The organism is Streptomyces sp. NPDC002276, from assembly GCF_053891435.1.
In genome coordinates, this window is sequence record NZ_JBSFCQ010000013.1 from 78,119 (window position 1) to 102,266 (window position 24,148).

The following is a 24,148-nucleotide window of genomic DNA, read 5'->3' on the forward strand; positions in this document are numbered from 1 at the left end:
TTCGTTCAGTAGCATAAAGCGCGATGGGGGAACCGCGACCGGGGGGAGCGGTAATGACAATTCGCGCGATTGTGCAAAGCATCGGAATTTCGGTGATCCGCAGGATCGCCGCGCTGCTCGTCTGTGTCCTGGTGGTGAGCGGATGCAGCGCGGGCGCACATTTGTTCGCCGTGCAGGCGGTCGCCGCCGGAGTTCCGTCGCTCGCGCCTTTCTTCGACGAGAAACAGGGCCTGGGACATGACGCCCAGGTCCGGTCGCTGCCGGTGCGGGGCACCTTGCAGCAAGGGGACACACCCGGCCTGTACGGGGGCACCAGGCAGCCGACCATCTGTGACGTGGCGAAGCTCAAGAAGTTCCTGACCGATCCCGCGAACCATCGGAAGGCGGTGGCGTGGTCGTCCGTGCTCGGAATCACCACGGGCGGGATTCCGGCCTATCTCGACCGGCTCACACCCGTACTCCTGCGTCACGACACTCTCGTACAGAACCACGACTACAAAAAGGGAAAGGCCATGCCCTACAACTCCCTTCTCCAGGCCGGAATCGCGATTCTCGTCGACGAGCAGGGGGAACCCGCCGCGAAGTGCTCGTGCGGAAATCCGCTGCGTCCGTTCAAGGGCGACGCGGGGAGGATTTCCGTCAAGTTCGCGGACGGCAACAGGAAGTGGCACGGATATGAGCCGACCTCGGTGGTGGCCGTGCGTCCGGCGCCGCAGAAGATGGACGGGCTCGCCCTCGTGGACGTCGACGATCCCGACGTCGGCATCACGCGTCCGGTCGGTACGACGGGCAAGCGCGACGCCACCTTCGACACGCGGCGGCAGCAGGCGGTGCCGAACCTGATGGGGGTGACGTTCGGGGAGGCTCGGCGGCAGCTGGTCAGCAGTGGGCTGGCCGTCGGGTACGGCGGAAGCTCGGCGCCCTCCGACGACGCGCGGGTCACCGCGTCCGATCCCCCGGCGGGGACCGAGCTGCGGTTCGGGCAGTACGTGACGCTGACCGTGTCCGGTGGGACGAGCGGAGGGGCGACCGGAGCGACGTCCACTCCCCCGGCTCCGACGACCTCAGGACCGACCATCGGCCCACCGACATCCACGGCACCGCCCTCCACGTCCCCGACACCACCGCCCACTACCTCATCGCCACCCGCCTCACCACCCTCGTCGCCGCCCCCGTCCTCGCCCAAGAGCGAGCCGCCGTCCAGCAGTTCACCCTCCAGCGCTTCCCCTGCGACCGTTTCGCCCTCGGTGGTGAGCAGTTCACCCGTGACGAGCGCACCGGTCACCACCAGCGCGGCTCCCTCGACCAGCAGCGTGCCGGTCACCAGAGACCCCGTGACCGGCACCCCCACCACCCCCACCACGACCGAGACATGACGCGGACCCGGGAGGGGGACTCCGGATGCCACAGGGATCGCCGACATCGGGCGTGGGCCGGGTCATCGCCGGCCGTTATCTGCTGCTGAACCAGTTGGGCAGTGGCGGTATGGGACATGTGTGGCTCGCACATGATCAGCGGCTGGCCTGTGAAGTCGCGCTCAAGGAGATCGTGTTCAGCAACCCGGCCTTCGCCGACGCCGAGCGCGAGGCCCGGGTCGCCCGCGCCCAGGCCGAGGCCCGGCACGCGGCGGGGCTGCGCGGCCACCCCCATGTGGTGACCGTCCATGACGTGCTGGAGCACGACGGACTGCCGTGGATCGTCATGGAGTACGTGGCGAACGCCGTCGACCTGCGCGACCTGGTCGGCCGGCAGGGCCCGCTCGCCCCCGCGGAGTGCGCCCGCGTCGGGCTCGCCGTGCTCGACGCGCTGACCGCCGGGCACGACCGGGGCGTGATGCACCGGGACGTGAAACCGGCGAACATCCTGCTCGCGCCGGACCGCACCGGTTCGCCGTACGCCCGGGTCCTGCTCACCGACTACGGCATCTCGGTGCAGCCGGACGCCGGGGAGACGCGGTACACGCTGACGTCCGTGCTCGTCGGCACCGCGGGCTATCTGGCGCCGGAACGGGCCACGGGCGGGCCGCCGACGGCCGCCGCCGACCTGTTCTCACTGGGCTGCACGCTCTACCACGCCGTCGAGGGCCACGGCCCCTTCACCCGCGAGTCGCCGCTCGCGGAGGTCACCGCCGTGGTCATGGAGGACCCGCTGCCACCGTCCCGCGCGGGCGCCCTGGCACCGGTGCTCCACGCGATGCTGGAGAAGGATCCGCTACGGCGGATTCCGGCGGCGGAGGCGGAGGCGGCGCTGTCGCGGATCGTGACGCCGCAGACGGAGGCGGAGGCGTACGCCCGGACGCAGACGGACCTGGGTTCGCAGTCGCCCTGGGAGGGCATGCCCGCACCCGTGGCAGTGCCGATGCCGGTGCCGACACAGGGCTCGCCGCCGTACGGATGGGTCCCACCGCCCGGCAGGCGTCGGCGGGCCCGCCCCCGGCTGCTCCAGTCCGTCCTGGCGGGGCTGCTCGGGCTCGCGCTCGCCCTGGGCGGTGTCTGGTACGCGATGGCCCATCAGCCGCCCGCCAAGGGCACCGGCAAGAAGAGCCCGCCGTACGGCACGGCCGTCGGGCTGTCCGTGCCGCTCAAGGACGGCGACTGTGTCACCGCCGACTGGCCGGGCGGGCGCCTTTTCCAGGGGACGCCGCGGCTCGCCGTGGACGCCGGTTGCCGGACCACCGTGCCGGACGGGCAGGTGATGGCGTTCGTGTCCACGGCGTCGGCCGACGAGGCGCGGAAGGTCGGCGCCGACCGGTGCGCGCGGCGGACGCGGGAGATCCGGGAGAAGCTCGCGGACGTGCGGGGCTACGCCGTCGTACCGACCGACGCGGGTTTCCAGGCGGCCGGACGTCGGACCGCCTGTCTGGTGCTGGGTGCGCACGGACCGGTCTACGGGCCGCTCGGCGGCCGTCGTGCCCTCGGTTCGGCGTTCGCGGACACGTCGACCATGCAGAAGCGGGACTGTCTGGACGTGCCCTCGAACCGGGCGGCGAGCCTGGTCTCCTGCACCGGCAAGCACGATCAGGAAGTGGTCGGGTTCACCCGGTTGGGCGCGGACGTCACGCTGGCCCAGGCCCGTACGCGGTCGGACGCGGCGTGCGCGCGGGACGTGCCGCCGGCCGACTACGGCTTCGATCCATCGGTCTACGAGGCCGCCTCCTGGACCAGTGAGGGACCGTGGAAGTCCGGCACTCATTTCGTCGTGTGCGCCGTGCGGAAGCAGAACGGGGGCACCATGGAGGGGGACGAACCATGAGGAGGGTGTCGCGATGCCCGGTTCCACGAAGACCATGGGGGTGATCACCGTCGGCGGGTTGGTGGTGGTGACGGCCTACACGGTGGCGCTCGGCAGCAACGGCTGGCTGTGGTTCGGCTGGGTCGTGCTGGGGTTGATCACTCTGGGGATGGTGGCCACGCGCAGCACCTGACGCGCGCTATTCGGCGCTCCGCCGACTGGCCGAGTGCACGCCCGGCTGGTACTTCGGCAGCCGGGCGGTGATCTTCATGCCCGCTCCTACGGCGGTCTCGATGACGAGGCCGTAGTCGTCGCCGTAGACCTGGCGGAGCCGGTCGTCGACGTTGGACAGGCCGATGCCGCCGGAGGGGCTGACCTCGCCCGCGAGGATGCGGCGGAGCAGGTCGGGGTCCATGCCGGTGCCGTCGTCCTCGATGACGACGAGGGCCTCGGCGCCCGCGTCCTGCGCGGTGATGCTGATGCGGCTCTTGTCGGCCTTGCCCTCCAGGCCGTGCTTTACAGCGTTCTCGACGAGCGGTTGCAGGCACAGGAACGGGAGCGCGACCGGGAGTACCTCGGGGGCGATCTGGAGCGTGACCGAGAGGCGTTCGCCGAAGCGCGCCCTGACCAGTGCCAAGTAGTGGTCGATGGCGTGGAGTTCGTCCGCGAGGGTGGTGAAGTCGCCGTGCCTGCGGAACGAGTAGCGGGTGAAGTCGGCGAATTCGAGGAGCAGTTCGCGGGCGCGCTCCGGATCGGTGCGGACGAACGACGCGATCACGGCGAGCGAGTTGAAGATGAAGTGCGGGGAGATCTGGGCCCGAAGTGCCTTGATCTCGGCCTCGATCAGCCGGGTACGGGACTGGTCCAGATCCGCCAACTCCAGTTGGACGGAGACCCAGCGGGCGACCTCTCCGGCGGCCCGCACGAGGACTGCGGACTCGCGCGGCGCACAGGCGACCAGCGCGCCGTGGACCCGGTCGTCGACGGTGAGCGGCGCGACCACCGCCCAGCGCAACAGGCAGTCCGGGGCATCGCACTTGAGCCGGAACGCCTCACCCCGGCCGGTCTCCAGCGGACCCGCGAGCCGCTCCATGATCTCGGCCCGGTGATGGTCGCCGACGCCGTCCCACGCGAGGACCTGCTTCTGGTCGGTCAGGCAGAGCGCGTCGGTGCCGAGCAGCGTGCGCAGTCTGCGGGCCGAGCGGCGGGCCGTCTCCCCGGTGAGCCCGGCCCGCAGCGGAGGTGCGGCGAGGGAGGCCGTGTGCAGGGTCTGGAAGGTGGCGTGCTCGACGGGGGTGCCGAGCCCGCCGAGGCTCTCGGGGCGCGCGGTGCGCCGCCCGAGCCAGAACCCGGCGGCGAGCAACGGGAGTACGGCGACACAGAGGCCGGCCAGGAACCCGCTCATGCGCCCGCCTCCGTCACGTAAAGGGTGTCCCCATGAAGGGTGTTCACGCCTTCACCTCCGCCCGCAGTTCCTCCGGCAGATGGAAGCGCGCCAGGATCGCCGCCGTGCCCGTCGGCACCCGGCCCGGGGTGGCCAGGGACACCAGCACCATCGTGAGGAAGCCCAGCGGTACCGACCAGAGCGCGGGCCAGGCGAGCAGGGCGTGCAGGGAGCCGGTCCCGGGGAACCCCGCCATGGTCGCGGCCACGGCGACGAACGCCGAGCCGCCGCCGACCAACATCCCGGCCGCCGCACCGGGCGGGGTGAGCCGCGTCCACCAGATGCCGAGGACCAGCAACGGGCAGAAGGAGGACGCCGATACGGCGAAAGCGAGTCCCACGGCGTCGGCGACGGGCAGCCCCCCGACCATGACACTCGCCGCCAACGGGACGACCATGGCGAGGACCGTGCCGAGCCTGAAGTGCCGTACTCCGCGCGACGGGAGGACGTCCTGGGTGAGGACGCCCGCGACGGCCATGGTCAGTCCGGACGCGGTGGACAGGAACGCGGCGAAGGCGCCGCCCGCGACCAGCGCGCCGAGCAGATCGCCGCCGACACCGCCGATCATGCGGTCGGGCAGCAGGAGTACGGCCGCGTCGGCGTCGCCGGTGATGGTGAGTTCGGGGGTGTAGAGGCGACCGAGGGCGCCGTAGACGGGCGGCAGGAGGTAGAAGGCGCCGATGAGGCCGAGGACGGCGACCGTGGTGCGGCGGGCGGCGACTCCGTGCGGGCTGGTGTAGAAGCGGACCACGACGTGCGGCAGGCCCATGGTGCCGAGGAAGGTGGCGAGGATGAGGCCGTACGTCGCGTACAGCGGGCGTTCCTCGCGGCTGGCGGCCAGGGACGTCGACATGCCGCCGTTGGTGCCGCGGTCGGCGACCGGGACCGTGGCGCCCTTGGCGAAGGTGAGGCGGGTACCGGCTCCGATGTGGTGGGTGCCGGTGGGGAGTTGGAGCCGCTCGGCACGGTGGCGTCGGCCGTCGACCGTGCCGTTCACCGTGACGGTCAGGGGGTGGTCGAGTTTGAGGTCGAGGGTGTCGTCGACGCGGACGACGCGCTGTTCGCGAAAGGCGGCCGGTTCCTCGAAGGCGTGCCGGGGCGCTCCGTCGCTCTGCCAGGCGAGCACCAGGAAGAGGGCGGGGACGAGCAGTGCGGTGAGCTTGAGCCAGTACTGGAAGGCCTGCACGAAGGTGATGCTGCGCATTCCACCGGCGGCGACGGTCGCGACGACCACGACGGCGACGATCAGCCCGCCGAGCGAGTCGGGGGCGCCGGTGAGGACTGTCAACGTCAGCCCCGCGCCCTGGAGTTGGGGCAGCAGGTACAGCCAGCCGACCCCGACGACGAAGGCGCCCGCGAGGCGTCGTACGGCGTGCGAGGCGAGCCGGGCCTCGGCGAAGTCGGGGAGGGTGTAGGCGCCGGAGCGGCGCAGCGGGGCGGCGACGAAGAGCAGCAGGACCAGGTATCCGGCGGTGTAGCCGACCGGGTACCAGAGCATGTCGGGGCCCTGCACGAGGACCAGGCCCGCGATGCCGAGGAAGGACGCGGCGGAGAGGTATTCGCCGCTGATGGCGGCCGCGTTGAGGCGGGGGCCGACGGTGCGGGAGGCGACGTAGAAGTCGGAGGTGGTGCGGGAGATGCGCAGGCCGAAGGCGCCGACGAGGACGGTGGCCACGACGACGAGGGCGACCGCCGGTACGGCATAGCTGGAGTTCACGCGCCTCAGCGGTCCTCTACGAGGCGCACGAAGTCGCGTTCGTTGCGTTCGGCGCGGCGCACGTACCAGAGGGCGAGCAGGACGAGCGGGGCGTAGAGGCAGAAGCCGAGGACCAGCCATTCGAGGCGGCGGGAGTCCGGGGTGGCCGCGAACACCAGGGGCAGCGGGCCCACCAGGAGGACGAGGATCGCGAACACCGTGAGGGCGGCGCGGAGTTGGGTGCGCATGAGGGAGCGGACGTAGGTGTGGCCGAGGGTGGTCTGTTCGTCGATCTCGGTGCGGGGGCGGGAGTAGCCGGAGGCGCGCCGGGTGCGGCGGGGCGGGCCGGTGACGACGACCCTGCGTTCGGTGGGTTCTTGAGGCACCGTCAGGACCTCCGCATCAGCAGGTCGCGCAGTTCGCGGGTGTGGCGGCGGCTGACCTGGAGTTCCTCGCCGCCGACCAGGACGCTCACCGTGCCCGCGTCCAGGCGGAGTTCGCCGATGTGGCGCAGGGCGACGAGATGGCGGCGGTGGATGCGCACGAAGCCGCGCGAGCGCCAGCGGTCTTCGAGGGTGGACACCGGGATGCGGACGAGATGGCTGCCGCGGTCGGTGTGGAGCCGGGCGTAGTCGCCTTGTGCCTCGACGTGGGTGATGTCGTCGACGGCCACGAAGCGGGTGACACCGCCGAGTTCGACGACGATGTGGTCGGGGTCGGGTTCGTGCACGGGTATCCGCGGTGCGGCGCCGCCGAGTTCGGCGGCCCGGCGCACGGCTTCGGCGAGCCGTTCCTTGCGGACGGGCTTCAGCACGTAGTCAACTGCCTTGAGATCGAAGGCCTGTACGGCGAAGTCCTCGTGCGCGGTGACGAACACGACGAGCGGCGGCTGCGCGAAACCCGTCAACAGCCGTGCCAGGTCGAGTCCGTCGAGGCCGGGCATCTGGATGTCGAGGAACACGACATCGATCGCCTCCGGGCCGTCCGGGCCTGATTCCAGGGCCCTGTTGATGCGGCGCAGCGCCTCGGTCGCGTCGCCCGCGCCCTCCGCGCTGCCGATGCGTGGATCGGCGTTCAGCAGATAGAGCAACTCCTCCAGCGAGGGGCGTTCGTCGTCGACGGCGAGGGCGCGCAGCATGAACGTGGAGTGTAGGAGGAATTCGTACGCCTGGACATGTGCCGGGCGTGGACGTACACGCTGGATACAGTGCGGACATGAACAGCAGGACCACCCCGTTCGACGAGCTCGACCGGAAGATCATCAACGCGCTGATGGCGAACGCCAGGACCAGCTTCGCCGAGATCGGCGCGGCGATCGGGCTGTCCGCGACGGCCGTGAAACGGCGGGTGGACCGGCTGCGGGAGACGGGTGTGATCACCGGGTTCACGGCGACCGTGCAGCCGTCCGCGCTGGGCTGGCGCACGGAGGCGTACGTGGAGGTGTACTGCGAGGGCGCCGCGCCCCCCAGACGGCTCGCGGAGGTGGTGCGCAACCATCCGGAGATCACCGCGGCGATGACGGTGACCGGCGGCGCGGACGCGCTGCTGCATGTGCGGGCCACCGATGTGGACCATTTCGAGGAGGTCCTGGAGCGGATCCGGCAGGAGCCGTTCATCCGGAAGACGATCAGTGTGATGGTGCTGTCCCACCTCCTCCCGGAAAGCCCGGAAGCGGGCGCCACCCACCCCGCGCCGGGCGACGCATCAGACCTGCGCTGACCCCGCCAAAGACGCAGCATTCCTGCGCGGACACGCAGCCTTCATCGCTTGTCGCACGTATTGGTCTCTTCCTACCTTGGTGTCAACCCCAGTCGACACCACAGGAAGCGGAGGGACCCCTCTGTGCCCGACACCCGTGTGCGGCGCCGGCGGCGCTTTCTCGTCTGCGAACCCAGACACTTCGCCGTGCAGTACGCGATCAACCCCTGGATGCATCCCGATGCCCAGGTGGACGTCGATCTCGCCCAGGACCAGTGGCGGACGCTGATCGACACCTACCGCGAGCACGGCCACAGCGTGGAGACCGTGCCCCCGGCGCCCGGCCTCCCGGACATGGTCTTCGCCGCGAACTCGGCGGTCGTCGTCGAGGGCCGTGTCTTCGGCTCGCTCTTCCACGCGCCCGAGCGGCGCCCCGAGTCCGACCACTACGACATGTGGTTCAAGGCGGCGGGCTACGACGTCCACCGCCCCGAGTCGGTGAGCGAGGGCGAGGGCGATCTGATCCCGACCGGCCGCTATGTGCTGGCCGGCACCGGGTTCCGTACGACCCGCGAGGCCCATCGCGAGGTGCAGGAGTTCTTCGGCGTCCCGGTGATCAGCCTGACGCTGGTCGACCCGTACTTCTACCACCTGGACACGGCGCTGTTCGTCCTCGACGAGGACAACGTCTGCTACTACCCGGAGGCGTTCTCCCCGGGCAGCCGTGAGGTGCTCGCCCGGCTGTTCCCGGACGCGGTGCTCGCGACCCGTGAGGACGCGATGTCGTGGGGCCTCAACTCCGTCTCGGACGGTCTGCACGTCTTCATCGCGCCCCAGGCCGAGGCGCTGGCCTCGCGCCTCGCCGCACACGGCTACGTCCCCGTCCCCGTCGACCTGTCGGAGTTCCACAAGGCCGGCGGCGGCATCAAGTGCTGCACCCAGGAGATCCGCTCATGACCGCGCCCACCCGTGAACCCGCCAGTGCCCGTACGTCGGCCGACCTGATCCGCGCCGAGGAGCCGGTCCTCGCGCACAACTACCACCCGCTGCCCGTGGTCGTCGCCCGCGCCGAGGGCACCTGGGTGGAGGACGTCGAGGGCCGCCGCTACCTCGACATGCTCGCGGGCTACTCGGCCCTCAACTTCGGCCACCGCCACCCCGCGTTGATCGAGGCCGCGCACCGCCAGCTCGACCGGCTGACGCTCACCTCCCGCGCCTTCCACAACGACAAGCTGGCCGAATTCGCCGAACGGCTCGCGGAGTTGACCGGCCTCGACATGGTGCTCCCGATGAACACGGGCGCGGAGGCGGTCGAGAGCGGCATCAAGGTGGCCCGCAAATGGGCCTACGACGTGAAGGGCGTCCCCGCCGACCGGGCCACGATCGTCGTCGCGGCGGAGAACTTCCACGGCCGTACGACGACGATCGTGAGCTTCTCCACCGACGAGTCGGCGCGGGCGGGCTTCGGTCCCTTCACTCCGGGCTTCCGGATCGTGCCGTACAACGACCTGGCCGCGCTGGAGGCGGCGGTCGACGAGACGACGGCGGCGGTGCTGATCGAGCCCATCCAGGGCGAGGCCGGGGTGATCATCCCGGACGCGGGCTATCTGGCCGGTGTGCGTGAACTCACCACCCGCAAGGGCTGCTTGTTCATCGCGGACGAGATCCAGTCGGGCCTCGGCCGCACCGGCCGCACCCTCGCCGTCGAGCACGAGGGTGTCGTCCCGGACGTACTGCTGCTGGGCAAGGCGCTCGGCGGCGGCATCGTGCCGGTGTCGGCGGTGGTCGCGCGGCGCGAGGTGCTGGGGGTGCTGCACCCGGGCGAGCACGGGTCGACGTTCGGCGGGAACCCCCTCGCCGCGGCGGTCGGCACGGCGGTCGTCGAACTCCTGGAGACCGGCGAATTCCAGCGCAGGGCCGCCGAGTTGGGCGTGGTCCTGCGGGACGGTCTGACCGAGCTGGTCGGCAAGGGTGTGGTCGGTTTCCGCTCCCGGGGCCTCTGGGCGGGCGTCGACGTCGACCCGGCCATCGGCACCGGCCGCGAGATCAGTGAACGCCTCATGCGCGAGGGGGTGTTGGCCAAGGACACCCACGGCTCCACGATCCGGCTGGCCCCGCCGCTGACCATCACGGCGGACGAACTCCGGTCCGCGGTGGGCGCGTTGGAGAGGGTGCTGACGCAAGGGGCGTGAGGTGACGGGTGGTTGGACCGGCGCGGGGACGCCGGTCCGACCACCGACCCCTACGTGTCCGTGGGGGTGTCGGCCAGGGCCGCCTGCGCGAGCAGTCGACGCGCCAGGTCACGGGCCTCGTCGACGGTCAGGGAGGCCCAGAGTCCGGGCTCGCCGCGCACGACCGGGCCCACGTCCAGGGTGACCCGGGTGATCGGCCGCTCTGGGAGCGCCAGCAGCAGCCGCTTCACCGCGACCTGCCGACCGCACGTGGTCACCAACGGCGCTTCACCCGACGGCGGGAGCGGCTCCTGCCCTGACCGAATCATGTCGTCCACGACCCTTCTCTGAATACCCGGCGAGGTACCAGGAGCAGCGCGGAACGGGCCCGGGTTGTTCCCGGAGACCGGCTGGCGGCACCCGTCCGGCCGAGGGGCGGGGTGCGGTCGTGTCGCCGCCTCTCCAGGCGCTGCCGGTTTGCGCCGGCCATGGTCATGGCTCCGGGCCGATCCTGGCGAAGGACGCCGCAGCGAGCCGCCTGCCCACGCCCTGGCACCGCGTGCGCCGCGTGCAGCAGACCGGCCTCGGCCATGGCCATGGCGTTGCCTCTGGCCGACCGCCCCGGCGCCTGGCGCAGCCGTAGCCGTAGCCGTAGCCGTAGCCGTAGCCCACCGTGCAGCGCCCCGCAGCGGACCGTGGTGCTCACGGACGACCGGGTGAACCCCGGGCGAATTCTCGCCCGCCCTCCGGTCAGAACAGGGTCAAGGGACGCGGTGGGGGCCGTGACGCCCTCCTAAGATCGCTGGTACCGCCACCTTTCGTACGACTCCCCCTGGAGGCCCGGCGTGCCCGGAACCGCGCGCGGCGCCGAAGCCGAAACAGAACCCGGCCGGACAGAACCCGCTCCCGCCGCGGGACATCGTCGTACCGTCCTTCTCGCGGCCGGTGCCCTGGTCGCCGTCGCGGCCGTGGTGGGCGGTGTGCTGGCGGCCCGGGGGTCCGGCTCGGACGGGAAGGCGACCGCCGTCAGCGGGCTGCCGCGCACCACCGTCGAGGTCGCGACCTCCGGCTGCGGGAGCGGCTGGACGCATCCGCGGGCCGGACACCAGGTCTTCGAGCTGCACAACACGTCGAGCACGGCGGCCGAGGTCTATCTCACCGATCCGGCGACCGGCGCGGTCTACGGCGAGGTCGAGGGCCTGGCGCCGGGGACGGTACGGCCGCTCGGGGTGACCCTGGGGAACGGTTCGTACGCCTTCAAGTGTCTGCCCGACGACGCCGACGCCGTGACCGGCCCCACCGTGCGGATCACCGGGTCGAAGGTGAGGAGCGGACCGGCGGCCGTGCCGATCACCCAGCAGGAGCTGATCCCGCCGACGCTCGCCTATCAGAAGTGGATCCAGGGCCGGACCGTCGAACTGGCCCAGAAGACGGACGTGTTGCGGGCCGCCGTCGATCGCGGTGATCTCGCGGCGGCCCGAAAGGCGTGGCTGCCCGCGCATCTCGTCTACGAGCGGATGGGCGCCGCCTACGGCACGTTCGGTGACTCCGACGGGGCGATCAACGGCACCACGGCCGGGCTCTCCGGCGGGGTGCGCGACGCCGGGTTCACCGGGTTCCACCGGGTCGAGTACGGGCTGTGGCACGGCGAGCCGGCGAACGAGTTGCGCGGTCCCGCCGATCAACTCGCCAAGGACGTCCACGCGTTGGAGAGCGGCTGGCCAGCCCAGCGGATGGACCCGGCCGACACCGGTCTGCGCGCGCACGAAATCCTGGAGAACACCGTGCAGTTCGAGCTGACCGGCCGCACCGACTACGGCAGCGGAACCAACCTGGCCACCGCCCGCGCCAACCTCGACGGCACCCGCGTACTGCTCGGCTATCTGGGCCCGCTGCTGAAGACCCGGGACGCGGGCTATGCCGAACTCGGCGACTGGATGGACCGGGCGCAGCACACCCTGGACGGCTTCGACCACTCCGGGAAGTGGACATCGTTGGCTCAACTCACCCGTCCGCAAAGGGAGAAGGTCGACTCCGACCTCGGTGGACTGGTGGAGCGGCTGGCCGATGTGGCCGCCCTCACGGACGTACGGAGGACCGCGTGAAGCGCGTGAACGAGGTGGGCCGCCGGGGGTTCCTGGCGAGCGCGGCGGCCGTGGCCGGTGCCGGTCTGGTGGCCGCGGACCGGGGTACGGCGTCGGCCGCGGCGGAGGCCAGTACGCGCGTGCCCTTCCACGGGCTCCACCAGGCGGGGATCATCACCCCGGCGCAGCGTGCCACGGCGTTCGTCTCCTTCGACACGACCGCCGAGAACCGGGCCGAACTCACCGACCTGCTGCGGACGTTGACCGAGCGGGCGCGTTTCCTGACCTCCGGCGGCAGTCCGCAGGACCTGGGCATCACCGCGCCGCCCGCCGACTCCGGCACCCTGGGCCCGGACCTCCCGGCCGACCGGCTGAGCGTCACGGTCGGTGTCGGCGCCTCGCTCTTCGACGACCGCTACGGGCTCGCGAAGCAGGCACCCCGCAGGCTGACCGCGATGCCCGCCTTCCCCGACGACGACCTCGACTCCGCCTGGTGCCACGGCGATCTGAGCGTGCAGTTCTGCGCCGACACCTCCGACACCGTGCTGCACGCCCTGCGCGATGTCACCCGGCACACCCGGGGCGGTCTCCAAGTCCGTTGGCGGACGGACGGGTTCATCAGCCCGCCGCGCCCCTCGGGCACCCCGCGCAACCACCTCGGCTTCAAGGACGGCATCGCCAACCCGGAGGTGACCGACGCCCGTGCGATGAACGACCTGGTGTGGGTGGGCGGTAGCAGTGGCGAACCGGAGTGGGCGACCGGCGGCAGCTATCAAGTCGTACGCCTGATAAGGATGTTGGTGGAGTTCTGGGACCGGGTCTCCATCACCGAGCAGGAGCGGATGTTCGGCCGCGCCCGGGACACCGGCGCCCCGCTGGACGGGCGGCACGAGAAGGACACGCCGAACTTCGCGCAGGACCCGCAGGGCGATGTGATCCCGCTGGACAGCCACATCCGGCTCGCCAACCCGCGCACCACGCAGAGCGCCGACCAGCGGATCCTGCGCCGGGGCTACAACTACGACCGGGGCATGGACAGCAACGGCAACCTCGACATGGGGCTGCTGTTCTGCTGCTACCAGCAGGACCTGGCACGGCAGTTCGCGAAGGTCCAGGAGCGGCTGGCCGGTGAACCGCTGGTCGACTACGTCTCGCCGTACGGCGGTGGCTACTTCTTCGCGCTGCCCGGGGTCCGCGACAGCGCCGACTGGCTGGGCCGCGGCCTGCTGGCCTGAGAGCAGGGTCAAGAACGGGCCAACAGACCATGAGAATTTCCTGACCGGGCGTTCGCTCCCGCGACATTGCCGCTCCCCCGCCCCGCCGTCACGATTGCCCAGGATTCGGCCGTAGGCGCCACGGCCACGGACGGCGTGAGCACGGAACCACTGCTCCCGGAAGGCGAGACAGCATGATCGGCAAAGGAAGAACCCCAGGCGCACGGCGCCGGTTGACACGCGTGGGCGCCCTGCTGGGCGCCGCGGCCCTGGCCACCGCGGGCGGGGCGTTCCCCGCGTCCGCGGCCTCGAACGGCCACCGGCCCTCGGGCAGCACGCACACGTCGACGCCGATCAAGCACGTGGTCGTCCTCTACGACGAGAACATCTCGTTCGACCACTACTTCGCCACCTACCCGCAGGCCGCCAACACGGACGGCACGAAGTTCAAGGCCGCGGCCCACACGCCGAAGGCCGACAACCTGCTCAACGCCGGGCTGCTGAAGCAGAACCCGAACCTCTACACGCCCACCCGGCTGAGCAGTTCGCAGGTGATGACCTGCGACCAGAACCACTCCTACGGCCCCGAGCAGTACGCGGCCGACGGCGGCAAGGCCGACAAGTACGTCGAGAACACCGAGGTCAACAAGTGCACCGGCCTGTTCGGTGAGCCCGGTCTGGTGATGGACTACTACGACGGCAACACCGTCACGGGCATGTGGAACTACGCCCAGCAGTTCGCACTGAACGACCACTCCTTCAGCTCAACCTTCGGACCCTCCACGCCCGGCGCCCTGAACCTGATCTCCGGTCAGACGCACGGCGTGATCTCGGTCGACCCGGCCTCCGGCACCGAGAATCCGAAGCAGACGACGACTCCGGACTCGTACGCCGTGGTCTCCCCGAACGCCAAGGGCGTCGGCACGGTCATCAACGACCCCGACCCGGCCTTCGACGACTGCTCGGACAAGGACCACACCTCGACCAGCGCGCTCGCGGTGATGCAGGGCAAGAACATCGGTGACCTGCTCAACAACAAGGGTGTGACCTGGGGTTGGTTCCAGGGCGGCTTCCGGCCGAGCACCGCGTGGGACGGCACGAGTGGCAACTACGCGAAGTGTGCGGGCACCACGCACACCAACGTGGGCGGCGCGGCCTCCGAGGACTACAGCCCGCACCACTCGCCCTTCCAGTACTACAAGTCGACGTCGAACCCGCACCACCTGGCGCCGAAGTCGGTCGCCGAGATCGGGCACAACGGCCGGGCGAACCACAACTACGACCTCACGGACTTCGACGCGGCGCTGAAGGCCAACAACCTTCCCGCGGTGAGCTTCCTGAAGGCGGCCGAGTACCAGGACGGGCACGCCGGCTACTCGGACCCGGCCGACGAGCAGAACTTCCTGATCAAGGAGATCAACGCGATCCAGAAGTCGCCGGAGTGGAAGTCGACGGCGGTCGTCATCGCCTACGACGACTCCGACGGCTGGTACGACCACGTGACCTCCAAGGTGCTCAACGGCTCCACGGACTCGACGGTCGGCTCGAACGGCAAGGCCACCGACAGCCCGGCCTGCCAGTCCGGCCCGGCGGCGAAGAGCGGCTACGCGGACCGCTGCGGCCCCGGCACCCGGCAGCCGCTGCTGGTCATCTCGCCGTACAGCAAGGTCAACAAGATCGACCACACGCCCACCGAGCAGGCGTCGATCACCCAGTTCATCGAGCACAACTGGCACACCGGCCGGATCGGTGACGCGTCCTTCGACCAGCGGGCGGGCACCCTGGGCGGCATGTTCGACTTCAAGCACCCGAACGACAAGCAGGTGCTGCTGAACACGAACGGCTCGGTGCAGTCGGTCAAGCGGATCCCGCACTACTCCCAGACGTCGTCGACGGCCACCACGGCCCCGTACCCGGCGTACGTCCAGGACCTGAAGGCGCAGAACGTCGCCGCCAGCGGAACCGCCTCCAACACGCCCGCGATCGCGATCGGCGCGGGGCTCGTCACCGCCGCGGGCGCGACCACCGCGTTCGCGCTGTACCGCCGCAGGGCGCGCACGGCGTCCGTGTAACTCCCGGCGGACCGGGGGTAGTTGTTCCGTCCCGAGGGCGGCGAGGAGGTCCTTCTCGCCGCCCTCGGCCGTGTCGGCGGCGGGCTGATCGCGACCGGTTCCACGCGACGGCGCCTGCCTCTACACTGGCAGCCACGAGATGCCGGGTGACCTGCGAGAACAGATCGGTCGAGCCGACCCGCCGGAGTGAGGAGCGACCCCCCTTTGTTCTACTACCTCCTGAAATACGTCATTCTGGGGCCCCTGCTCAGACTCGTCTTCCGGCCCCGTATCGAGGGCCTCGACCACATACCGGAGTCGGGCCCGGCGATCGTCGCCGGCAACCACCTCTCGTTCTCGGACCACTTCCTGATGCCCGCGGTCCTCAAGCGCCGGATCACCTTCCTCGCCAAGGCCGAGTACTTCACCGGCCCCGGCATCAGGGGCCGCCTCACCGCGACCTTCTTCCGCAGCGCGGGCCAGATCCCGGTCGACCGCTCCGGCAAGGAGGCGGGCCAGGCCGCCATCCGCGAGGGCCTGGGCGTCCTGAGCAAGGGCGAGCTGCTCGGCATCTACCCGGAGGGCACCCGCTCCCACGACGGCCGCCTCTACAAGGGCAAGGTCGGCGTCGCGTCCATGGCGTTGCAGGCCCGTGTGCCCGTCATCCCCTGCGCGATGATCGGCACCTTCGAGGCCCAGCCGCCCGGCAAGGTCATCCCGAACCTCCACCCGGTGACCATCCGCTTCGGCAAGCCCCTCGACTTCTCCCGCTACGAAGGCATGGAGAACGAGAAGGCCATCCTGCGCGCCGTCACCGACGAGATCATGTACGCGATCCTGATGCTCTCCGAGCAGGAGTACGTCGACCAGTACGCGGCCGTCGCCAAGGCGGAACAGGCGGCTGCCACGAAGGAACGCAAGTTCCCGCGCCTGCCGCTGAGTTGAGGTTCAGCAAGCGCAAGACACGCCAAGGGGCGGCCGGTTGCGAACCGACCGCCCCAAGTCATTTACGAATACCGCTGGTTACGGCACCGGCGTCGCGTGCGGGGTGCACGTCACGTCGGACTTGTCCAGCTTCCCGGTCAACAGGTAGGTGTCCACACGGGAGTTGATGCACGGGTTGACCAGACCGGTCACACCGTGGGAGCCCGCGTCCTTCTCGGTGATCAGGCGGGAGCCCTTGAAGCGCTGGTGCAGTACGACGGCGCCCTCGTACGGCGTCGCGGCGTCACGCTGCGACTGCACGATGAGCACCGGCGGCAGACCCTTGCCGGTCTTGACCTCGACCGGGGACTGCTGCTTGACGGGCCAGGTGGCGCACGGCAGGTTCATCCAGGCGTTGGCCCAGGTCAGGAACGGGTACTTCTTGTTGAGCGCGGTGTTGTCCTTGTCCCACTTCGCCCAGCTGGTCGGCCACTTGGCGTCGGTGCACTCGACGGCCGTGTAGACGGCGTTGCCGTTCTCCGAGCTGATGTTGCCCGCGGTGTCCGACAGGTCGGGCGAGGCCGCGTCGATCAGCGGCTGGGGGTCACCGGCGACGTACTTGCTGAACGCGGTGGCGACCGGCACCCACGAGGAGTCGTAGTACGGGGCGCCCTGGAAGAAGCCGAGCAGCTCGGCCGGACCGACGACCCCGCCGAGCGGGCTCTTCTTGGCGGTGGCGCGCAGTTGCAGCCACTTGGCCTGTACGGCGTCGCGCGTGGTGCCGAGGTGGAAGGCCGCGTCGTTCTTCGCGACCCAGTCCTCCCAGTCCTTCCAGCGGCCCTCGAAGGCGACGTCCTGGCCGAGGTTGGCCTCGTACCAGATGTTGTCGCGCGCCGGGTTGACGACGCTGTCGACGATCATCCGGCGGACGTGGCTCGGGAACAGGGTGCCGTAGACGGCGCCGAGGTAGGTGCCGTAGGAGACGCCCAGGTAGTTGAGCTTCTTCTCGCCGAGGGCGGCGCGGATGACGTCGAGGTCGCGCGCGGTGTTCGGCGTGGTCATCTGCGCGAGCATGGTGCGGCCGGTGCGCTCGGCGCAGCCGTCGGCGTACTCACGGGCCAGCTTGCGCTGCGCGTTCTTGTCGGCCGTGGAGTCCGGTACCGGGTCCGCCTTGGGCGCCTTCACGAACTCCTGCGGGTCGATGCAGGAGATGGGCGCCGAGTGGCCGACACCGCGCGGGTCGAAGCCCACGAAGTCGTACGCCTTGGACGTGTTGACCCACAGCGGGTTCTTGGTGGTGACCCGGAGCGGGAAGCGCATACCGGAGGCGCCGGGACCACCGGGGTTGTAGACGAGCGCGCCCTGGCGCTCCGCCGCGGTGCCGGTGCTGACCGCGCGGTCGACGGCGAGCTTGATCTTCTTGCCGTTGGGCTTGGTGTAGTCGATCGGCACGGTGACCCAGCCGCACTGGACCGGCTTCGCGAAGCCCCACGCGGTGGGGCAGTCCTGCCAGTCGATCCCGGCCTTCGCGGCGCGGGCGGCGGTGAGCGCGGCGCCCTTGGCCGCACTGTCCTGTCCGTGGCTCGCCGCCAGATTGGTCTGCGCGTTGGCCGTGGGCGCGGCCACGGCACCGGCTATCAGAGCCGCCGCGGCGAACCCGGCCGAGCCGAACGCCGTGACGCGGCTCCTCGGTCTGATGAACCTCAAGTGGGCCCCTCCCCGTACATAGTTGCGAAATGGTCTCGGGGGATCCTCCCGGCTGTGAGGTGTCTGAGGACAGGGGCTGTTGACCTTCTTTACCAATCCGATAAGCGGAAACTCACGTACCGCTCAGCGGATACTCATCCCAGCGAGACCAACGCCTCGTCCAGCACCCGGCGCAGCCGCAGCCCGTCGGCCGCGACAGCCGTCACCAGCACGGCGGGCCCGGCCAACGGCGCCAGCGCGGCACCCTCCCCCAGCATCCGCGCCACAGGCGGCTCCAGGGTGAACTCCGGCCGTACGACGACGAGTTGACCCACCGCGCGATGTCCCGCGAGGACGGCGGGCCCGTCCCAGCCGCCCGGTGCTCCGGGGCCGCAGGCCAACTCCTGGTCCAGCACGGTCCGTCCGGCGATCCGCAGCGTGAGCCGGCTGGTGAGCCGCCCGGGTTCCTCACCGGCCCGCCCGAGCACCTGCTCCTCGCGCAGCACCAGCCGGGCGGAGGCGGCGAGGTCGACACGCGTGGTGACCCGCAGATCGCTGCCGCACACGGAGATCAACTGCTCGGGCAGCCACTCCAGTTCACCGCCCTCGCCGACGTCGATCCGCACGTCGTACCGCGACTCGCCCTTCGCCTGCCCCGGCAGCGCGATGGTGGCGGCGGCCGACCCGACCCGCAACCGCGCTCCACTCTCCACCTGGGCCTCGACGCCGAAGTGATCCCCTCCCAACGGCCCGCTCATCGCCCCCACGAGCATGACCCGGGCCTCCGCACCACTCGCCCGGACCCGGCGCAGCGCGAGCGGCCCGTCCCCCTCCAGCACGGGCAGCGCGGTGCCGCCACGCCCGTCCTCCCGGGCCACGATCCGCGCGGTGGCCCGAACGCCGGTCGCGATCACGCCGCCCACGCGGCAAGCTGCTGCCGCACCCAGCGGGCGACATCCCCAACCCCCGCCTCGGTCCGCAACGACTGGAAGACGACGGGCAGTTCGGCCCGCTGCGCCTTCGCGTCGGCGGCCATCCGCCCGAGGTCGGACCCCACGTACGGCGCGAGGTCGGTCTTGTTGACGACGAGCAGATCGGCGGTCGTGACCCCGGGCCCGCCCTTGCGCGGGATGTCGTCCCCGCCGGCGACGTCGATCACGAAGATCTGCGCGTCGACGAGCCCCTTGGAGAAGGTCGCGGTGAGATTGTCCCCACCGGACTCGACAAGGATCAGATCCAACGGCCCGACCTCGTCCTCCAGGTCTTCCACCGCTTCGAGGTTGGCGGAGATGTCGTCCCGGATCGCCGTGTGCGGACAGGCCCCCGTCTCCACGGCGGTGATCCGCTCGGGCGGCAACACGGCCTCCCGCAACAGGAATTCGGCGTCCTCCCGGGTGTAGATGTCGTTGGTGACGACAGCGAGGGACAACTCGTCCCGCAGGGCCCGGCACAGCGCGGCGACGGTAGCGGTCTTACCGGAACCGACGGGCCCACCGAGCCCGATACGCAGCGCACGCCGGTTCCCGTCGGGCCGGTGAGCGTCGGCACTGACGGCGACGGGGCCGTCGTGGGTGTGGTCGAGGTGCATGAGTGCGGCTCCTTCTGGTTTCCTACGGGACTTTGGGGGATCTCATGACCCGGGCCGGCACCATCCAGCCCGTCCGGCGTTTGAGGACGAGGCCGTCCAGGCCGACCGGGGGTCCAGGGGGCAGAGCCCCCTGGTGACGGGACGGGTAGGGGCGGCGGGGGCGAGAAACCCCCTACGACGCGAACAACCGAACAGCCCAAGCGGCATGCGCCTCCGCCCCGATCTCCAGCAACGGCGCAGACGCACAAGGCAGTTCACCGACCCCGTGCTCCACCACACGCCCAGCCGCCTCCACCGCCCGATCGACGACAAGGTCCAACTCCGGCGCCAACCGCGCCAGCACAGCCGTAGCGTCGAACGGATCAAGACTCAGCAACCGCACCGTCGCGGACGCGGGCCCACTCACACTCTCGTAGGCCGCGCAGTACGCCGCGTCCTCCGCCCCGAGCCCGGCCGCCCGAGCGACCAGCCCCAACACCACAGGCTGATGCGCCCCCTTGGGGAACTCCCGCGCCAGCGCGTCGAGTTCACCCGACGGCCAGGTTGCCCGCGCGGCCCGCGTCAACTGCCGCCCGAGCTTCCGCGCGGCGGTCCGCAACGCGGGCGACGGCGTCCGCGCATCAGCGGCCGCATCCAACTCCACAGGATCGACGCCGAGTACGGCAGCGGCGGCCAGCGAGGCGGACACGACCCCAGCCGTGTACAGCCGCCCCCGGCAGAAGTCCCCGAGGCTCGCCGCCCCGGTGACCCGCCCGGCCTTGACGGCCGCCTCCGCCCCGCCGGAGTGCGCGTGCCCACCGGCGGGAAAGCGCCCGTCGGCGAGGACCAACAATGCTCCCCTGGACATCAGAAGAGGAAGTACCGCTGGGCCATGGGCAGTTCAGCGGCCGGAGTCGCCTCGACCAACTCCCCGTCGATGTGCACGGCAAAGCTGTCGGGATCGACCTGGACGCGCGGCCGGGCATCGTTCTCGCGCATGTCGGCCTTGGTGACCCCACGGGTGGACTCGATGGCGACGAACTTCTTGCCGAGGTCGAGCCGTTCGGGCAGCCCGTCCTCGATCGCCAACGGCGCGACGAAGTTGAAGGAGTTGGAAGCGGGAGCCCGCCCGATCGCCCCGAACATCGGCCGGGGCAGGATCGGCTGCGGAGTCGGGATGGACGCGTTCGCGTCGCCCATCTGCGCGTAGGCGATCTGCCCGCCCTTGATGACGAGGTGCGGCTTGACGCCGAAGAACGCCGGTTCCCACAGCACGAGGTCGGCGAGCTTGCCGGTCTCGACGGAGCCGATCTCGCGGGCGAGGCCCTGCGCGAGGGCGGGGTTGATCGTGTACTTGGCGACATAGCGCCGTACGCGATGGTTGTCCGCGCGCCCGTCGCCCGGCAGCGCCCCCCGCCGCCGCTTCATCACATGCGCCGTCTGCCAGGTCCGCAGGATCACCTCGCCCACGCGCCCCATGGCCTGCGCGTCGGAGGAGATGATCGAGATGGCGCCGAGGTCGTGGAGGATGTCCTCCGCGCCGATCGTCGAGGGGCGGATGCGGGACTCGGCGAAGGCCAGGTCCTCGGGGACGGCCGGGTTGAGGTGGTGGCAGACCATCAGCATGTCGAGGTGTTCCTCGGCGGTGTTGACGGTGTAGGGCCGGGTCGGGTTGGTGGAGCTGGGCAGGACGTGCGGCTCGGAGACCACGGTCATGATGTCGGGCGCGTGCCCGCCGCCCGCACCCTCGGTGTGGTAGGCGTGGATGCCGCGTCCGGCGATGGCGGCGAGGGTGTCGCCGACGAACCCGGCCTCGTTCAACGTGTCGGTGTGGATGGCGACTTGGACGCCCGTGCGGTCGGCGACGGTGAGCGAGGCGTCGATGACGGCCGGGGTCGAGCCCCAGTCCTCGTGCAGCTTCAGTCCCAGTGCTCCTCCTCGGATCTGGGACAGCATCGCGTCGTGCGAGACGGTGTTGCCCTTGCCGAGGAAGCCGATGTTGAGCGGGTACTGCTCCATCGCCGCCATCATCCGGGCCAGGTGCCAGGGGCCGGGGGTGACCGTGGTCGCCTTGGATCCCTCGGCAGGACCGGTGCCGCCACCCACCAGCGTGGTGACTCCGGCGGAGAGCGCCTCGTCGGCGATCTGCGGGCAGATGAAGTGGACGTGCGCGTCGACGGCACCGGCCGTGAGGATGCGTCCGTTGCCCGCGATGACCTCGGTCTCGGGGCCGATCACCAGGTCGGGGTGGATGCCGTCCATGGTGTCGGGGTTGCCGGCCTTGCCGATGCCGGTGATCCGGCCGTCGCGGATGCCGACGTCGGCCTTGACGATGCCCCAGTGGTCGATGATGACGGCGCCGGTGATGACGGTGTCGGGGGTGCCCTCGGCGCGCGTGGCACGGGCCTGGCCCATCGACTCGCGGATGACCTTGCCGCCGCCGAACACGGCCTCGTCACCGGCGAGTCCGGGACCGCCGGAGCGGTCCTCCTCGATCTCGATCAGGAGGTCGGTGTCGGCGAGCCGGATGCGGTCGCCGGTGGTCGGCCCGAACAGGTCCGCGTACGCGGCGCGGGAGATCTCAGGCATCGAGGGCACCTCCGGTCTCCCCGCGCAGTCCGGGCACGACACGGGCGCCGGCCAGCGGGACGAGTTCGACGTCGACGGGGATCCCCGGCTCGAAGCGCACGGCCGTACCGGCGGCGACGTTGAGCCGCTTGCCGCGTGCGGCGGCGCGGTCGAATTCGAGCCCGGGGTTGGCCTCGGCGAAGTGGTAGTGGGAGCCGACCTGGACGGGCCGGTCGGCTGCGTTGAGGACGGTCATCGCGGTGACCTCGCGGCCCGCGTTGTAGACGATCGGGTCGTCCGCGAACAGGATCTCGCCGGGAATCATCGAGGCCTCCTACACGATCGGGTCGTGGACGGTGACGAGCTTGGTGCCGTCCGGGAAGGTCGCCTCGACCTGTACGTCGTGGATCATCTCGGGGATGCCCTCCATGACGTCTTCCCTGGTGAGCAGCTTGCGCCCGGAGGACATCAGCTCGGCGACGGTACGGCCGTCACGGGCGCCTTCGAGGATGTGCGACGTGATGAGGGCGACCGCCTCGGGGTGGTTGAGCCTCAGTCCACGGGCCCGGCGCTTCTCGGCCACGTCGGCCGCCACATGGATGAGCAGCCTCTCTTGCTCGTGCGGGGTCAGTTGCACGCTCCCACCTCACAGTCCTCGCTCCGGACCGTGCGGGGTCCGGCTGCCGCAGCCCCCGGTCAAAGTCCCTGGTGGCGTGGATCGGCAGGCTAGTTGGACCGGGTTTCAAGCAAGTTAACCGAGCTGTGATCAGGACAATCACATCTACGCCCGTAGAGCCGCCTCTGAACCGGTCACCTAAGAGGGGTTCGCCCCCCGGTGCTCGGCCGCAATGCCGAACCGCTGGTGTTCGCGGGGAGCGGACGCGACCTCGTGGACGCGCGAGACGGAGCTGATCACCGGTTCGTCGGCGTTCGCGTCGAGCTTGTCCAGCCGGTCGAGTTCGTCGAGTCGCTCCAGGTCGGCGGCGGAGACCAGCGCGACAAGGGGCTTGCCGTGCCGTGTCACGACGACGCGCTCACCGCCGTACACCACCCGGTTGATCAGGTCGGCGAGCTCAGCCCTGGCTTGCGTCACCGGAATCTCGTAGGCCATACCCCCATCATAACGTGATGTACGTCCTGTACATTTCTTACAGATACCGAAGGAGGGGCACCCATGACCCGACCGTTCGCCCGCCATGTCCTGCCCGAATTCACCGAGCGCACCAGCTCCGGGTACCGGACCCTCGATCCGTACTCGAAGCTGCTGGAGGAGCGGATCGTCTTCCTCGGGACGCCGATCGACGACATCTCGGCGAACGATGTGATGGCCCAGTTCATGCACCTGGAGTACCTGGCGCCGGATCGGGACATCTCGCTGTACATCAACTCGCCCGGCGGCTCGTTCACCGCGATGTCGGCGATCTACGACACGCTGCGGTTCGTCACCTGCGACGTGGAGACGATCTGCCTCGGCCAGGCCGGCACCAGCGCGGCGGTGCTGCTGGCTGCGGGCACACCGGGCAAGCGGTCGGCACTGCCGGGCGCGCGGATGGTGCTCCGCCAGCCCTCGCTGACCGAGCCGGTCCAGGGTCAGGCGAGTGATCTCGCCATCCAGGCCGAGGAGTTGGCGCGCACCCGGGCCCAACTGGAGGGACTGCTCGCCCTGCACACGGGCCGGACGGCGGAGCAGGTGAGCGCGGACATCGAGCGGGACCGGATCATGGATGCCCACCAGGCCCTGGAATACGGCCTGGTGGACCGGATCGTGTCGACCCGCAAGACCTCGCTCACCGAGTACGGCGGGGAGTGAGCCC

24 protein-coding genes are annotated in these 24,148 nt (G+C 70.5%); 11 read left to right on the plus strand and 13 right to left on the minus strand.

The annotated features are described in order from the left end of the window. Positions 1–92 precede the first annotated feature (92 nt). The 3 genes from ACWIHT_RS29865 to ACWIHT_RS29875 are packed head-to-tail and all read left to right on the plus strand — an operon-like array spanning position 93 to position 3,424. Positions 93–1,376, plus strand: coding sequence for a DUF6777 domain-containing protein (locus ACWIHT_RS29865; protein WP_456171391.1), 1,284 nt, complete (start codon positions 93–95; stop codon positions 1,374–1,376). Between the two features lie 25 nt (positions 1,377–1,401). Continuing rightward, positions 1,402–3,252, plus strand: coding sequence for a protein kinase domain-containing protein (locus ACWIHT_RS29870; protein ID WP_456171392.1), 1,851 nt, complete (start codon positions 1,402–1,404; stop codon positions 3,250–3,252). A 13-nt stretch (positions 3,253–3,265) separates the two neighbouring features. Continuing rightward, the gene (locus tag ACWIHT_RS29875) at positions 3,266–3,424 is read left to right on the plus strand and encodes a hypothetical protein (RefSeq protein WP_019070924.1); all 159 of its coding nucleotides are present in this window, start codon (positions 3,266–3,268) and stop codon (positions 3,422–3,424) included. A 6-nt stretch (positions 3,425–3,430) separates the two neighbouring features. Here the strand turns inward: ACWIHT_RS29875 and ACWIHT_RS29880 are convergent, their stop codons facing one another. Genes ACWIHT_RS29880 through ACWIHT_RS29895 form a run of 4 tightly spaced genes read right to left on the minus strand, consistent with a single transcriptional unit; the run spans position 3,431 to position 7,509 of the window. Beyond that, positions 3,431–4,636 carry a histidine kinase gene (locus ACWIHT_RS29880; RefSeq protein WP_456171393.1) on the minus strand — a complete coding sequence of 402 codons (1,206 nt, stop codon included), beginning with the start codon at positions 4,634–4,636 and terminating at the stop codon, positions 3,431–3,433. A gap of 43 nt (positions 4,637–4,679) precedes the next feature. After that, on the minus strand, positions 4,680–6,392 hold the full coding sequence (locus tag ACWIHT_RS29885; protein ID WP_456171394.1) for a sodium/solute symporter: 1,713 nt from the start codon (positions 6,390–6,392) through the stop codon (positions 4,680–4,682). Positions 6,393–6,397: 5 nt separating this feature from the next. Next, positions 6,398–6,757 (minus strand): hypothetical protein, encoded by a 360-nt coding sequence (locus ACWIHT_RS29890; RefSeq protein WP_200713093.1) that lies wholly within the window; start codon positions 6,755–6,757, stop codon positions 6,398–6,400. 2 nt (positions 6,758–6,759) lie between these two features. Next, entirely contained in the window at positions 6,760–7,509 is a 750-nt protein-coding gene (locus tag ACWIHT_RS29895) for a LytR/AlgR family response regulator transcription factor (RefSeq protein ID WP_456171395.1), read from the minus strand. A gap of 77 nt (positions 7,510–7,586) precedes the next feature. Here ACWIHT_RS29895 and ACWIHT_RS29900 point away from each other — a divergent pair, with 77 nt between their 5' ends. The 3 genes from ACWIHT_RS29900 to rocD all read left to right on the plus strand — a co-directional run bounded on the left by ACWIHT_RS29900 (position 7,587) and on the right by rocD (position 10,261). After that, complete coding sequence (locus ACWIHT_RS29900; protein ID WP_200713092.1) at positions 7,587–8,090, plus strand: Lrp/AsnC family transcriptional regulator; 504 nt, start codon at positions 7,587–7,589, stop codon at positions 8,088–8,090. Positions 8,091–8,213: 123 nt separating this feature from the next. Continuing rightward, complete coding sequence (ddaH, locus tag ACWIHT_RS29905) at positions 8,214–9,026, plus strand: dimethylargininase (protein ID WP_456171396.1); 813 nt, start codon at positions 8,214–8,216, stop codon at positions 9,024–9,026. Next, a complete protein-coding gene (gene rocD, locus ACWIHT_RS29910) occupies positions 9,023–10,261 on the plus strand; it encodes an ornithine--oxo-acid transaminase (RefSeq protein WP_456171397.1) in 1,239 nt (412 codons plus the stop codon). The genes ddaH and rocD overlap by 4 nt, the downstream gene beginning before the upstream one ends. 50 nt (positions 10,262–10,311) lie before the next feature. Here the strand turns inward: rocD and ACWIHT_RS29915 are convergent, their stop codons facing one another. After that, the gene (locus ACWIHT_RS29915) at positions 10,312–10,569 is read right to left on the minus strand and encodes a hypothetical protein (RefSeq protein ID WP_262059821.1); all 258 of its coding nucleotides are present in this window, start codon (positions 10,567–10,569) and stop codon (positions 10,312–10,314) included. 516 nt (positions 10,570–11,085) lie between these two features. Between ACWIHT_RS29915 and ACWIHT_RS29920 the strand changes: the two genes are divergently transcribed. The 4 genes from ACWIHT_RS29920 to ACWIHT_RS29935 all read left to right on the plus strand — a co-directional run bounded on the left by ACWIHT_RS29920 (position 11,086) and on the right by ACWIHT_RS29935 (position 16,534). Beyond that, positions 11,086–12,345 carry an EfeM/EfeO family lipoprotein gene (locus tag ACWIHT_RS29920; RefSeq protein ID WP_456171398.1) on the plus strand — a complete coding sequence of 420 codons (1,260 nt, stop codon included), beginning with the start codon at positions 11,086–11,088 and terminating at the stop codon, positions 12,343–12,345. Continuing rightward, positions 12,342–13,559 carry an iron uptake transporter deferrochelatase/peroxidase subunit gene (gene efeB / locus ACWIHT_RS29925; RefSeq protein WP_456171399.1) on the plus strand — a complete coding sequence of 406 codons (1,218 nt, stop codon included), beginning with the start codon at positions 12,342–12,344 and terminating at the stop codon, positions 13,557–13,559. Before ACWIHT_RS29920 ends, efeB begins: the two co-directional genes overlap by 4 nt. A gap of 173 nt (positions 13,560–13,732) precedes the next feature. After that, positions 13,733–15,610 carry a phospholipase C gene (locus ACWIHT_RS29930; RefSeq protein WP_456171400.1) on the plus strand — a complete coding sequence of 626 codons (1,878 nt, stop codon included), beginning with the start codon at positions 13,733–13,735 and terminating at the stop codon, positions 15,608–15,610. Between the two features lie 204 nt (positions 15,611–15,814). Beyond that, entirely contained in the window at positions 15,815–16,534 is a 720-nt protein-coding gene (locus ACWIHT_RS29935) for a lysophospholipid acyltransferase family protein (RefSeq protein ID WP_456171401.1), read from the plus strand. A gap of 78 nt (positions 16,535–16,612) precedes the next feature. Here the strand turns inward: ACWIHT_RS29935 and ACWIHT_RS29940 are convergent, their stop codons facing one another. The 8 genes from ACWIHT_RS29940 to ACWIHT_RS29975 form a co-directional block, all read right to left on the minus strand. Beyond that, the gene (locus ACWIHT_RS29940) at positions 16,613–18,220 is read right to left on the minus strand and encodes an alpha/beta hydrolase (RefSeq protein WP_456171402.1); all 1,608 of its coding nucleotides are present in this window, start codon (positions 18,218–18,220) and stop codon (positions 16,613–16,615) included. Positions 18,221–18,354: 134 nt separating this feature from the next. Next, positions 18,355–19,122, minus strand: a complete 768-nt coding sequence (locus tag ACWIHT_RS29945; RefSeq protein WP_456171403.1) for an urease accessory protein UreD — start codon at positions 19,120–19,122, stop codon at positions 18,355–18,357. After that, the gene (gene ureG, locus ACWIHT_RS29950; RefSeq protein WP_456171404.1) at positions 19,110–19,787 is read right to left on the minus strand and encodes an urease accessory protein UreG; all 678 of its coding nucleotides are present in this window, start codon (positions 19,785–19,787) and stop codon (positions 19,110–19,112) included. The genes ACWIHT_RS29945 and ureG overlap by 13 nt, the downstream gene beginning before the upstream one ends. Before the next feature lie 172 nt (positions 19,788–19,959). After that, positions 19,960–20,634 carry an urease accessory protein UreF gene (locus ACWIHT_RS29955; RefSeq protein WP_456171405.1) on the minus strand — a complete coding sequence of 225 codons (675 nt, stop codon included), beginning with the start codon at positions 20,632–20,634 and terminating at the stop codon, positions 19,960–19,962. Then, on the minus strand, positions 20,634–22,355 hold the full coding sequence (locus ACWIHT_RS29960) for an urease subunit alpha (RefSeq protein ID WP_456171406.1): 1,722 nt from the start codon (positions 22,353–22,355) through the stop codon (positions 20,634–20,636). The genes ACWIHT_RS29955 and ACWIHT_RS29960 overlap by 1 nt, the downstream gene beginning before the upstream one ends. Next, the gene (locus tag ACWIHT_RS29965; protein ID WP_403658642.1) at positions 22,348–22,659 is read right to left on the minus strand and encodes an urease subunit beta; all 312 of its coding nucleotides are present in this window, start codon (positions 22,657–22,659) and stop codon (positions 22,348–22,350) included. The genes ACWIHT_RS29960 and ACWIHT_RS29965 overlap by 8 nt, the downstream gene beginning before the upstream one ends. Positions 22,660–22,668: 9 nt before the next feature. Continuing rightward, entirely contained in the window at positions 22,669–22,971 is a 303-nt protein-coding gene (locus ACWIHT_RS29970; RefSeq protein ID WP_055535472.1) for an urease subunit gamma, read from the minus strand. 177 nt (positions 22,972–23,148) lie between these two features. Beyond that, a complete protein-coding gene (locus ACWIHT_RS29975; protein ID WP_456171407.1) occupies positions 23,149–23,445 on the minus strand; it encodes a type II toxin-antitoxin system Phd/YefM family antitoxin in 297 nt (98 codons plus the stop codon). Positions 23,446–23,508: 63 nt separating this feature from the next. On the opposite strand from ACWIHT_RS29975, the gene ACWIHT_RS29980 reads away from it, so the two are divergent. Next, the gene (locus tag ACWIHT_RS29980; RefSeq protein ID WP_456171408.1) at positions 23,509–24,144 is read left to right on the plus strand and encodes an ATP-dependent Clp protease proteolytic subunit; all 636 of its coding nucleotides are present in this window, start codon (positions 23,509–23,511) and stop codon (positions 24,142–24,144) included. Positions 24,145–24,148 lie beyond the last annotated feature (4 nt).